The organism is Sulfitobacter sp. EE-36 (genome assembly GCF_000152605.1).
Lineage (GTDB): Bacteria > Pseudomonadota > Alphaproteobacteria > Rhodobacterales > Rhodobacteraceae > Sulfitobacter > Sulfitobacter pontiacus.
On sequence record NZ_CH959310.1, the window covers coordinates 2,838,809 to 2,851,554 of the forward strand.

At 61.9% G+C, this 12,746-nt stretch carries 9 protein-coding genes; all 9 read right to left on the reverse strand.

Annotation, left to right across the window (positions count from 1 at the left end):
* Nucleotides 1–3: 3 nt before the first annotated feature.
* Nucleotides 4–1,764 carry a calcium-binding protein gene (locus EE36_RS16315; RefSeq protein WP_005854101.1) on the reverse strand — a complete coding sequence of 587 codons (1,761 nt, stop codon included), beginning with the start codon at nt 1,762–1,764 and terminating at the stop codon, nt 4–6.
* 143 nt (nt 1,765–1,907) lie between these two features.
* Complete coding sequence (locus tag EE36_RS16320; protein WP_005854103.1) at nt 1,908–3,593, reverse strand: chloride channel protein; 1,686 nt, start codon at nt 3,591–3,593, stop codon at nt 1,908–1,910.
* A 79-nt stretch (nt 3,594–3,672) separates the two neighbouring features.
* A complete protein-coding gene (gene recN / locus EE36_RS16325) occupies nt 3,673–5,334 on the reverse strand; it encodes a DNA repair protein RecN (RefSeq protein WP_005854105.1) in 1,662 nt (553 codons plus the stop codon).
* 38 nt (nt 5,335–5,372) lie between these two features.
* On the reverse strand, nt 5,373–6,245 hold the full coding sequence (locus EE36_RS16330) for an outer membrane protein assembly factor BamD (RefSeq protein WP_005854107.1): 873 nt from the start codon (nt 6,243–6,245) through the stop codon (nt 5,373–5,375).
* 211 nt (nt 6,246–6,456) lie between these two features.
* Nucleotides 6,457–7,380, reverse strand: coding sequence for a UDP-3-O-acyl-N-acetylglucosamine deacetylase (gene lpxC, locus EE36_RS16335; RefSeq protein ID WP_037964582.1), 924 nt, complete (start codon nt 7,378–7,380; stop codon nt 6,457–6,459).
* A gap of 349 nt (nt 7,381–7,729) precedes the next feature.
* Entirely contained in the window at nt 7,730–9,370 is a 1,641-nt protein-coding gene (gene ftsZ / locus EE36_RS16340; protein WP_005854110.1) for a cell division protein FtsZ, read from the reverse strand.
* 172 nt (nt 9,371–9,542) lie between these two features.
* Nucleotides 9,543–10,877 carry a cell division protein FtsA gene (gene ftsA, locus EE36_RS16345; RefSeq protein ID WP_037944512.1) on the reverse strand — a complete coding sequence of 445 codons (1,335 nt, stop codon included), beginning with the start codon at nt 10,875–10,877 and terminating at the stop codon, nt 9,543–9,545.
* Nucleotides 10,878–10,881: 4 nt separating this feature from the next.
* On the reverse strand, nt 10,882–11,769 hold the full coding sequence (locus EE36_RS16350) for a cell division protein FtsQ/DivIB (protein WP_005854115.1): 888 nt from the start codon (nt 11,767–11,769) through the stop codon (nt 10,882–10,884).
* A complete protein-coding gene (locus EE36_RS16355; protein WP_074634488.1) occupies nt 11,757–12,677 on the reverse strand; it encodes a D-alanine--D-alanine ligase in 921 nt (306 codons plus the stop codon). The genes EE36_RS16350 and EE36_RS16355 overlap by 13 nt, the downstream gene beginning before the upstream one ends.
* Nucleotides 12,678–12,746 lie beyond the last annotated feature (69 nt).

A 12,746-nucleotide genomic window follows, 5' to 3' on the forward strand; every position in this document is an offset into this window, starting at 1 on the left:
CTCTTATGCGTTCAGCAGCCAGCTTGTGTCCGCGCTGAGATCGGAGGCGCTGGTGTTCTGCACGATCACCACGACATTGCCGTTGACCACAAGTTCACTGTCGGTGCCATTGGCCGCGGCGCGGATTTCGAACATCCCGTCACCGGGGGCAAATTGCGCGGGCGAGCCTTGGGTTTCCTGCAGGTAAAGCCCGTCTTCGGCGAGATTAAAGTCGGTCACGATGACCGGGGCTTTGCCCACTTGATCATAGCCGATGGCATTGATCACATCGGCCCCTTCGCCCCCTGTCACAGTATCGCCGTCGTTGGCGCTGATGGTGTCGTTGCCATCGCCCCCCAGCACGACATCTGCCATCGTATCGGTATCGCCCGACACATTGCCGTTGAGGTTGAAATCGAACGCGCGGATCACATCGTCACCGGCACCGCCGTCAATACTGTCGGTCCCCAGCCCCGAGAGCAGGAAGTCATCTCCCGCCCCGCCGTTCAACGTGTCGTCGCCCAAGCCGCCGAACAGCGCGTCATTGCCAGCGTCGCCATCAATCAGGTCGTCGCCCCTGTTGCCCGCCAGCTTGTCCGGCCCCTCGCCGCCTGACAGCGTGTCATTGCCGGGGCCTGCGTTGATCGTATCGGCACCTGCATCGCCAGACAGCGCATCATTGCCACTGCCGCCGTTGATCAGATCGCTTTGGGTGCCGCCGCTGATCACATCGTCGCCGCCATTGCCATTCAGCGTGTCGTTCAACCCGCCCCCCATCAACGTGTCGTTCCCGATGTTGCCGTTGAGCAGGTCGTTGCCGCCCTGCCCGTCGAGAATATCATCGCCCGCCAAGCCGCTCAGCGTATCGCTGCCAACCCCGCCCATCAGCGTGTCATTGCCCTGCCCGCCACTGAGCCCGTCGTTGCCTTCGTTGCCCATCAGGATGTCGTCGCCGTCGTTCCCTTCGATGTAGTCAAAGCCTTCGCCACCGCTTAGCGTGTCATTGCCGCGCCCCCCCAGCACGGTATCCGCGCCAAAGTTGCCCATGGCGTCGTCATCGCCCGACCCGCCGTTGACCAGATCGTTGTTGGTGCCACCGCGCAGCACGTCATCGCCGGAACCGCCAAAGAGCGTATCCATCAGCCCGCCGCCCAAAAGCGTATCATTATCGGCCCCGCCATCCAGATTGTCGGACCCGAGCCCGCCCACGAGGGAATCCGCACCGCCAAAGCCGCCAAGGCTATCGTCGCCGCTGCCGCCGATCAGCGTGTCATTATCGGCACCGCCATCAAGCGTATCGCTGCCGTTGTTCCCATTGAGCAGATCGTCCCCCAGACCACCGCGCAGCATATCGCTGCCCTGCCCGCCGGACAGGTCATCGGTGCCCCCGAAGCCTGAAAGACTGTCGGCACCGTTCCCGCCCAGCAATGTGTCGGCTCCCGGCCCGCCGTTGACGGTATCGCGCCCCTCTTCGCCATTGCCAAGATTGTTGCCACCGCCAAGGTTCAGCAGGTCATTGCCCGCGCCGCCCTGCACCGTGTCATCGCCGCCAAAGCCGTTTACCGTGTCGTCACCGCCAAACGCGTCGATGTCGTCATCCGCGCCCGTGCCCGTGACCAGATCAGGGCCGTTGGTGCCCTGCTGCGTGGCGATCTGCGGGTCTGTCACCTCGGGCTCTGCCACGTCTTGCATGTCGTCGTTGGTATCGTCGTCATCGCTGTCGCTGCCAATCAATCCCGCAAATCCCAAAAGCGCGAGCGCTGGTAGTAAAGTCAATCCAAGCATGTTCAAATCCCCCTAAGCTATACCCAGAGTGTAGCTTACGCTGAGGAACGCAAGAAAGACAAATTACCGCCGCATTTCAGACACACTTCAATATTTAGGACAGTTCATCCCTGCCGCACCTACTGTCGCGAATACAGCGACAATCAGGAGTGTTCCTCGGCCGCTGTCTCGGCCAGGGCGCGGTTATAGGCCTTAAGCGCATCCACATGGAACAGCGCGCCCAGCAGTTCGGGCGGCGATTCGGGCTTGAGCGTGACCACGGGAATAAACGCCGCGCCGGTCTGCTCGAAAATCGGCATCGCGGCCTCTAGCGTGGCGGTGCCGTCGATATAGGTACCCTCGCCGATCAGATCCCAGCAGGTTTCTTCGTTCGCAGCGCGCAGGTCGTCGGGGCGGCGCATGATGCGGCCCACCATGAACATGCCCAGCAGATAGGCCTGAGGACCGGCGGCAAGGTGGATACCGCGGCGTTCCATCTGCGTCAGGAAAAAGCTGCGGTGCACCAGACGCGAGGCAAGCGCGGTCGACATGCTCACAGCGACCATCACCGCCAGACCTGTCTGCCAGTCTCCGGTCAGTTCGAATACAATCAAGGTGGTAGAGATCGGCGCCCCCAGCACGGCAGCTGCCACCGCGCCCATGCCCGCCAGCGCATAAAGCGATGTGGCCCCCGACATCGTGGGAAAGACGCCCGTGGCGATCAACCCGAAGGCCAGCCCCGTCAGCGCCCCCAACATCAGCGAGGGCGAAAACACCCCGCCGCCCATCCGCCCGCCAAGGGTGATCGACACCGCGATGATCTTGAGCACGGCAAAGACAACGGCTTCGTGCAGGATCATATCACCGCTTAGCGCGCGGGTCGTCGTCTCGTATCCGACGCCGATGATATGCGGGAACCACAGCGCGATCACGCCAAGGATTGCCCCTGCCACGGCAGGGCGCAGGTAACGCGGCAGCTTGCTGCGGGCCTGTATGAAGTTGCCGAAATCCTCGGCCCAGAAGATACCGCGCATCAGAAAGACCGCCACCACACCGCAGGTCAACCCCAGCAGCAGGAAGGCGGGCAGCTCGGCATAGAAGGACATATCGCCCACGGTGGGCAGGGCAAATTCGGTAAGGCCGCCGAATTCCAACCGGTTGATCACAGTGCCTGCGGCCGACGCGATCACGATGGGCGCAAAGGCGTGCACGGCAAAGTGGCGCAACACGATCTCGAGCGCGAAAAGCGCGCCTGCGATCGGCGCATTGAAGCTGGCAGAGACGGCCGCCGCAACGGCGCAGCCCAGCAGGTCACGACCGGTAATACCGCTGGCATTGATCCGGCGGCTCACCAGGGTCGAGATCACGCCCGCAAGGTGGACCACCGGCCCTTCTCGCCCTGACGATCCGCCGGTGCTCAGCGTGATCAGCGAGGCCAGCGCCGACGCAATACCGGCCCGTGTTTCCACCCGACCTTCGTGCAATGCCGCGCCAAGGATCACATCCCCGACGCTGCGCACACGGGCATCTCGGGTGAAATTATGCAAGATCAGCCCCACGGTCAGCCCGCCAATGGTGGGGATCAGAACGACCCAATACCAGTCAAGGCTGCCGATAAAGCTATGCAAGTGCTGCACATCTTCGGTGCCATAAAGAAACGCCTGTAGTGCGTTGATCCCTTTACGAAAAAACAGCGCGGCAAAGCCTGCCGAGATGCCGATTGCAAGCGCGATGAACCAGAATGTGACCTTGCCCGGCCCTTTTTCACGCAACACATCCCACCCCAAACGCGCATGGTTGCACAACGTGTCATACTGCTGGTTCAGAAAGGGGCGCGGTTTCAAAGGCATGGCGGCTTTGCTGTCAGGGTTTACCCATGTCTAGGACAGAGCCGCCTGCGTTAAAACCCCTGCAATCAAGACTGTGCCGTTAGCTGGCGAATTCTTCGCCCAAAAGCTCGCGCGCGGCGGCGCGTGCGGCCTCGGTAATCGTATCCCCTGCCAGCATCCGCGCGACCTCGTCCACGCGTTCTGGCGCGGACAGTGGCGTGACGGTCGATAGGGTCATGCCCTTGGACACGGCCTTGGACACGCGCCAGTGATGCGCGCCCAAAGCGGCAACCTGGGGGGAGTGGGTGACAACAAGCACCTGCCCGCCCTGCGACAGCGCCGCCAGACGACGCCCCACCGCATCGGCCGTCGCACCGCCGACACCCCGGTCGATTTCGTCGAAGATCATCGTCAGGCCGGTTTGCCCCTTGGCCAGACAGACCTTAAGCGCGAGCAGAAAGCGGCTGAGCTCCCCGCCTGATGCGATCTTGCCAAGTGGGCCCGCAGGCGCGCCGGGGTTGGTGGCCACGGTAAAGGACACCGCATCGCGGCCTTCCGGTCCGGGTGTTTCCTCGGTGATCTGCGTGGCAAAAACCGCGCGCTCCATCTTGAGCGGGGCAAGCTCTGCCGCGACGGCGTTGTCCAGCTTGCCCGCTTTCTTGCGGCGCGCGTCGGTCAGGGCGTCGGCCGCGGCATCATAGGCGGCTTGGGCGTCGCGCACGGCTTTTTCCAGGCCCGCCTGTGCGGCCTCGCCTGCGTCCAGCGCGTCCAGCTTGCCGCGCAACGTATCGGCAAAGCCCGCCAGATCATCGGCCAGAACCTCGTGCTTGCGGGCCATGCCGCGGATCGCAAAGAGGCGCTCTTCCGTTTCTTCCAGCTCGATCGGGTTGAACGACATGGTGTCGATGGCGGCGACCACGCCTTCCATCGCCTCGTCCAATTCGACCATCGCACGCGAGAGCGCAGCCATCGGGGCCTCTAGCGCGCCGTCGGCTTTATGGGCCACCCCGTCGAGCCAGCGCAGGGCGTCGCCCAGCTGTGTCTCTGCCCCGCCCTGCCCCATCATCTCGTAGGCGTTGACCACATCGCTGCGGATCTTTTCGGCGCTTTGCATCAGGCGACGGCGCGCGTCGAGCTGTTCTTCCTCGCCCGCTTGCGGGTCCAGCTTGTCCAGCTCTGCCACGGCGTGGCGCAGGTATTCTTCTTCGGCGGCAATGGCCTCGCGTTCGACGGCGGCCTGTTTGGCAGCCTTGCGCGCCGCAGCCAAGGCAGACCACGCCTGCCGCACCTTGTCGCGCAGCGGGGCGGTGCCGGCGAATTCATCCAGAATGGCGCGGTGGCCCTTGGGGTCAAGCAACCCGCGGTCATCATGCTGGCCGTGCAATTCGACCAGCGTTTCCGACAGCGCGCGCAGCACCTCGCCCGAGCAGCGGCGGTCATTGACCCAAGCCGTTTTGCGCCCGTCAGACCCGTTGATACGGCGCAAGATCAGCTCGCCCCCGCCGGGCAGGCCAGCCTCCTCCAGCACCGCATGGGCGGCGTGACCTTCGGGCAGATCGAACCATGCCGTGACCTCGCCCTGAGACGCGCCCTGACGCACCAGATCGGCGCGCCCGCGCCAGCCCAGCACGAACCCGAGACTATCGAGCAAGATCGATTTACCCGCCCCGGTTTCGCCGGTCAGAACGTTCAAACCCGGCTGAAACGCAAGTTCCAGCCGGTCGATGATCAGCATATCCGAAATATCTAGGCCGCGTAGCATGGGTCACTATCCGTGTGGGCCGTCAAAAGGCGCTTGGGTCAGATCCATTCGCCCTTGATCGTTTGGCGGTAGATCGCGGTCAACCAGTTATCGCCGAAGGACTTCATTTCAAGGCCCTGACCGGTCAGCAGCTTATAGCTTGCCTCGTACCATTCGGTGGACTGGTAGTTGTGCCCCAGAATGGCACCTGCGGTCTGCGCCTCGTCCGTGAGACCCAGCGACAGATAGGCCTCTACCAGACGGTGCAGCGCCTCGGCGGTGTGGGTGGTTGTCTGGAAATCCTCGACCACGACGCGGAAGCGGTTGATCGACGCGGTATAGTGTTTGCGACGCAGATAATAGCGCCCCACTTCCATTTCCTTGCCCGCCAGATGGTCAAACGCCAGATCGAATTTCAGCACGGAAGACCGCGCATATTCGCTGTCTGGATAATCCTCGATCACGCGACGCAGCGCTTGCAGCGCCTGAAAGGTCAGCCCTTGGTCGCGGCCAACTTCGTCGATCTGGTCATAATAGCTTAGCGCGAGAAGGTAGCTTGCATAGGACGCGTCATCATCATCGGGGAAGAAATCAATATAGCGCTGCGCGGCAGAGCGGCTGTTGGGGTAATCCTGATCCTGATGATAGGCAAAAGCCTGCATGATCAGCGCCCGCTTGGCCCATTCGGAATAGGGGTAGAGGCGTTCAATCTCGGAGAAATACTCAGCGGCTTCGGCAGGTCGCTTGCGGTTCAGTTCAAATTCGCCACGCTCGTAAATCTGCTCGGCCGAGTATGTTTCAAGCGGAATTTCCTGAGGGTTGAAGAAGCTGTTGGTCGTCCGACCCGTGTCCTGAGCACCACCGCACGCGCCAAGAACGCCCGCCAAAAGCACCGCACCGACCACCCGCTTGCGCGACATCGTACCCGTCATGCGTTTCACCCTCGCTTTAAACTCTGCGTCACGTTTCACGATACGCCTTTGCCCGTGACTAGCACAAGGTTTCGCGCAACAAAACGACCATTCGGCAGTCCCCTGCAAGGGCGGCTGTCGACGGGCCAAATCGTAAACAAAGGATTACCCAAGCCCCACCGGAGTTTCAACCGTCGTTAACGCCCTGCCCTGCGACATCGCGTTACCGCTTTCAGGCAACGGCGGGGATTTCGTCCCACTCAAGGCCAAAGCCGGGCAGACGCGACGCCATTTGCGCGTCACATTCAACCATGCGCACGGCACCGGGGGTCGCGAACAGCGCCCGCAGCAGCGTGTTGGTCAGGCTGTGGCCGGCGCGCACGCCGGTGTAATGCCCGATCAGCGGTGCACCGGCCAGCGCCAGATCACCCAAAGCATCCAGCATCTTGTGGCGTACGGGTTCGTCCGCGTGGCGCAGACCACCGGGGCTCAGCACTTGGTCGCCGTCGAAGACGACAGCATTTTCACCAGCGTGACCGCCCAATGCCAGACCATTCGCCTGCATCGCGTCCACATCCGCCTGACGGCAGAAGGTCCGGCTGTCGCAAAGTTCGCGGGCGAAGCTGCCGTTGTTCATGACCAGCGACTTTTCCTGATGGCCAATGGCGGCATCGGCGAAATCGATGACAAAGTCGATCTTCATGGTGTCTGCCGGTGCGATGGTGGCCGAGGCTTCGCCATCCGTCACGGTGACCGTTTTCAGCACTTCGAAAGCGCGCACAGGGGCCGCCAGCACGCGAACGCCGCGCTGCATGATACCACGCACGAAGGGCGCGGCAGAGCCGTCGAGGATTGGCACTTCGGGGCCGTCAATCTCGACCAGCGCGTTGTGGATGCCACAGCCGGCCAGTGCGGCCATCAGGTGTTCAACAGTAGAGATTTGCAGACCCGCCGCATTTTCAAGCTTGGTGCAGAGAGGCGAGCGATTCACCGCGTCCCAGCGGGCGGGAATCAGGCGATCGCCAACATCCACGTCACTGCGCGAGAACCAGATACCGTGATGCGCGCCAGCCGGACGGATCGTCACAGTTGCAGGACGGCCGGAATGAAGGCCGGTGCCGCTAAAGCTGATCGCTGTCTTAATGGTTGTCTGCACGGTCAATACTCACTGTCCAAAGATCATCTGTCTAAGTTGAACTCTGTCCTAACGGGGCCGTTCCTAATGCTCAATTCAATCATTGCTACCGTCTGAAACATCACTGTCACAATTGGGCGTTAACGTGCGCATACCCCCAATAAGACATTGTTATATATACATTTCAGGCTCCCGATCAGCCCTGAAATGACGGCCAAGCGTGAACATATAACAGCAATATTTCAACGAATGTTATCGACCCGCACCCCCCAATTGCTGCACCGCAGCACGCTTAAAGTTGTGGCGCTAACGGAAAAGACCACCCCTAAGGGTGGCCTTTCGGACGTTTACGAGGACGTCTTAGGTAAGCTTAGTTCGCCTGACGACGCAGGAAGGCGGGGATTTCGATCCGCTCTTGATCTTCGTCCTGAACGTCGCGCGGCTGTGGCGCGGCAGAGGTCGCGCGGGTCTGAACCGGCGGCTGCTGACGTGCGGGACGCTGCTGCTGTGTTTCCGCCTCACCGTGACCGGTCATGCGGTTGATCAACGAGTTGATGCCAAAGCGCTTCTCGCCCTGCTCGGCGGCGGGTTGTTGACGCTGCTGCTGCGGCTGCGCTTGTGGCTGACGCTGTTGCTGCTGGCTTGGCGACGCTTTTTGCGCGGCGGCGCGCAGACGGGCCAGTGCTTCGGGCGATGGGGTGCCGGGTGCAGGGGCGCGTGGCGCAACAAACGCCTCTTGCTCTTGCGCGTCGACATTCACCTCTTCGCGGCGCGGCTGGAAGGACGCAACCTCGGGACGGTAGGCGGGGGGCGGCAGATCATCTGCGTCCGACGCTTCGTCTTCATAGGATGTGTCAGAGAAACCGCCGTGGTTGACCGCGGGTTCTTCCTTGAACAGCTGCTGCTGTGGCTCTTCTTCGTACTCGGCCTGTGCGGCAACAGGTGCAGGTGCTTCGGCGGCGGGGGCTTGTTCAACCTCTGGCGCTTTGGCAGGCAATGGCTGCGACATGGAGCGGCGCGGCACGGGCATCTCTGTGTTGACGTCAACCGCATCGATCCCAGTGGCAACAACGCTCACGCGCATGACGCCACCCAGTTCGGTGTCGAGCGTGGACCCCACGATGATGTTCGCGTCTGGGTCGACTTCTTCGCGGATACGGTTCGCCGCTTCGTCCAGTTCGAACAGGGTCAGGTCGTGACCGCCGGTGATGTTGATCAGAACGCCCTTGGCACCGCGCAGGCTGATTTCGTCCAGCAGCGGGTTCGCGATGGCCTTCTCGGCGGCCTGGATGGCGCGATCTTCGCCCTCTGCCTCGCCGGTGCCCATCATCGCTTTGCCCATCTCGTCCATCACGGCGCGCACGTCCGCAAAGTCGAGGTTGATCAGGCCGGGACGGACCATCAGGTCCGTGACGCCTTTGACACCTTGGTACAGCACGTCATCCGCCATGGAGAATGCTTCGGTAAAGGTGGTTTTTTCATTCGCCAGACGGAACAGGTTCTGGTTGGGAATGATGATCAGTGTATCGACGACCTTTTGCAGCGCCTCGATACCGTCTTCAGCCTGACGCATCCGCTTGATGCCCTCAAACTGGAACGGCTTGGTCACGACACCAACGGTCAGAACGCCCAGTTCACGTGCAGCCTGCGCGATGATCGGCGCGGCCCCTGTCCCGGTACCCCCGCCCATACCGGCGGTGATAAAGCACATGTGCGCGCCGGCCAGGTGGTCCACAATCTGTTCAATGCTTTCTTCGGCAGCGGCAGCACCGACAGAGGCCCGCGCGCCCGCACCCAGACCTTCGGTCACTTTGATGCCCAGCTGAACACGGCTTTCCGCTTTGGCTTGCTGCAACGCTTGCGCGTCTGTGTTGGCAACCACGAAATCAACACCGTCGAGCTCTTTCTCGATCATGTTGTTCACGGCGTTGCCGCCTGCCCCGCCAACACCAAACACTGTGATGCGGGGTTTCAGGTCGCCCTGTCCGGGCATTGAAAGATTAAGGGTCATGAGCCATCCGCCTGTATTGTTTAGCTCGCTTACGGAGCATTTTTTGTGCAATCCCCCTTATTGTATAGGGAGAACGCCCATGCGTCACCTAGAAAACACGGTTTTGACACATTATATGGGCGTTTTTTTGCCGGTTTTCTCATGATTTCGACGCGCGCACCGCATCTGGGGGTTACCAGTTGTCGCGGAACCACTTGACAGCGCGCTTCAACGACCGGGATGGGTAGCGGTCGGCGGGAATGTCAAAGTCCCACCACTCGTCCTGCGGGTGCGCGGCAAACAGCGCCAACCCTACAGCAGAGGCGAAACCCGGACCGGTTGCGGCTTGCGGCAGGCCATGCACGCGCAGCGGGCGGCCCAAACGGACCTGTTGGCCCAAAATCTTGCTTGCCAGACCATCAAGGCCCGGAATCTGACTGCCGCCGCCGGTCAGCACGATCTGCTGGCTTGGCAGGTGGTCAAAGCCCGCGGCATCCAGACGGGCGCGGACTTCTTCCAGAATTTCTTCGACACGGGGGCGCATGATGCCGATCAGCTCGGCGCGGCTCACGGTGCGACGGTCGTGTTCGTAATCACCGGTATCTCCACCGATATCGATCATCTCGCGATCGTCCATGCCTGTCGCATGCACCCCGCCATAGAAGGTCTTGATCCGTTCAGCGTTGGCCGTCGGCACCTGCAACCCCATAGAGATGTCAGAGGTGATGTGATCCCCGCCCATGCGCACGCTGTCGGCATAGATCATGTGTTTGCGAATGAAGATCGAAACAGAGGTCGACCCGCCGCCAAGATCGATACAGGCGGCACCAAGTTCCTGTTCGTCCTCGACCAGCGATGAAATCCCCGAGACATAGGCCGAAGACGCAACGCCCGCCAGTTCGAGGTCACAGCGTTTGATGCAATGGGCAAGGTGTTGAACCGCCGCGGCGTCCACGGTCAGCATATGCATATCGACCGACAGGGTATTGCCCAACTGGCCGCGCGGATCGGACAGGCCCGACCGGTTATCCAGTGCAAAGTTCACCGGCTGCGCATGCAGCACTTCACGGCCCTCGCCGTATTCGGGCACGTCGCAATTGGCCAGAACCTGCGCGACATCCTGCTCGGACACGACCTGCCCTTCCAGATCCAGCGCGGCATCCAGACCGTAACTGCGCGGTTCAGCCCCCGAGAAACAGGCGATCACGTGATCCACACGGATGTTCGCCATTTTCTGTGCCGCCTGCAGCGCGGTACGCACAGCGCGTTCGGTTTCCTGCATGGCGCAAATCTCGCCAAAGCGGACCCCGCGCGACCGCGTGGTCGCAGCCCCGATCACGCGAAAACCGGATTGCCCCGCGAGCGATCCGATCTCGCCCTCTTCAGAGACGCGGCCCGTGCCGTCAAACCGCAGCACCAGGCAGGCGATCTTTGACGTGCCCACATCCAGAATAGCCACCACGCCGCGTTGCATCGCAAGCTTACGCATGTGGCGCATGGATCGCTGACTATCGTATAGGTCCATCATCTTTTCACTGTCCCGAAATCTGCCTGATGCGCCACAATTCTTGTGTGGCGTCCTTGTTCATTTGCACAGTGGGCCGTTGGGCCAACCGCATGTCTACCCGCGCGACGTCGCGGGCCAGCACATCCTGTGCGCCTTCCAGCGCGATCACCCGCTCCAGCGCCTGAACGGCCTGGGTTTCGGGCAGCAAGATACGCTGTTCACGGTCAAGAACGACGTCCCATCGCCGCTCTCCCATGCGTACCAAACCGCGCAGCCGCTCCCCCAACGGAGCCGCCGTGCGGATCAATTCAAGCGCTTCGCTCACGCGCTGGTTCGCCGCCTCGCCTACCACCAAGGGCAGGTCCGTGCGATCGCCACGCGATGCAAGCTGGCCGATGGGGCTTCCCTCGGCGTCGATCAGCAGCAGCCCGTCCTGGCTGCGCCAAACGGCGACCGGCACCCGTGGCTGTACCGACACCTGCAACACGCCGCCCGGCTTCACCCGCAGCGACGCCTGCTTGACGCCGGGAAGATCGGTGATCGCCTGCCGCAATGCAGGCAGATCAAGATCAAAGGAACTGGTTGGAAATTCGACAGGCACAGCGGCACGCACGTCAGCGGCCAAAACGCCTTCGACACCATCAATCGCCATCAGCTTGACCATGAATTCGGGGCGCTGCTGGATGCTAGTGCGGGCATTGGCATAGACATCGGCCAACTGGCCGCGCCGTGCTTCGTCCGACAGATAGATTGTCCCCGCTGCCAAGGCCAAGCAGAACGGCACCCCGACGCGCAGCCCGAAACGGAACGTCGGCGTCAGCATCAAGCGCTGCATGCGCCATGCCCAACGTGACGGTGCGGGATCTGCCTTGGCCGGCTTGGCGGGTTTGACGCGTTTGATCAACGATTGCATGACGCGTCCTCGACCATCCAGGCGCAGAGCTCGCCAAAGGAAATGCCAACCGCCTGCGCCTGCTCGGGCGACAGCGACGTGGGGGTCATGCCGGGCTGGGTGTTGGTTTCCAGCAGGAACAGCCCCGCTGCCCCCTTGCTTTCATCCCACCGGAAATCCGTGCGGCTGACACCGCGACAGCCAAGCGCGTTATGCGCCCGCAGGGCGTAATCCATGCAGAGCTCAAAAATCTCGTGCGGGATATCGGCAGGGACCACATGGGTCGACCCGCCCGCCTTGTATTTGGCGTCGTAATCATACCAGCCCGTCGTGTGGATGTCGGTCACGGTCAGCGCACGTTCGCCCATCACGGTGGTGGTCAGTTCGCGACCGGGGATAAATTTCTCGACCATGACCTCGGCGGGCATGGCATCATCCAACTGTGGCGGGCCGTTGTTTTCGATCTCGACAAGGTAAACACCGACGGATGACCCTTCGTTGTTCGGCTTGACCACATAGGGCGGGTCCATCACATGGGATCCCCGCACCGTCGCCGCCGACACGATCAAGCTTTCCACAACAGGCAAACCCGCGGCACGAAAAACTTCTTTGCTGCGCTGCTTGTCCATCGCAAGGGCAGAGGCCAGCACGCCGGAGTGTGTGTAGGGCAGGCCCATCCATTCCAGCAATCCCTGAACGCAGCCGTCTTCACCCCAGCGGCCATGCAGACAATTCAGAACGACATCGGGTTGAGCAGCGCCCAGATCGGCACAAAGGTCGGGGCCGCAATCGACCTCGATGACTTCGAAACTCCGGTCCCGCAAAGCCGCTGCGCAGGCGCGCCCTGTTGACAGAGACACCTCGCGTTCCGCCGAGGGGCCACCCAACAATACTGCAACTCTCGGGGGTGTCCTGCTCGACAATCCCACTCAATCTGCCTTTTTAAACGGGCCTGTTGCGACCCTTATTCATTCTGTTCCGGGCCTTTTGGCGGCCCT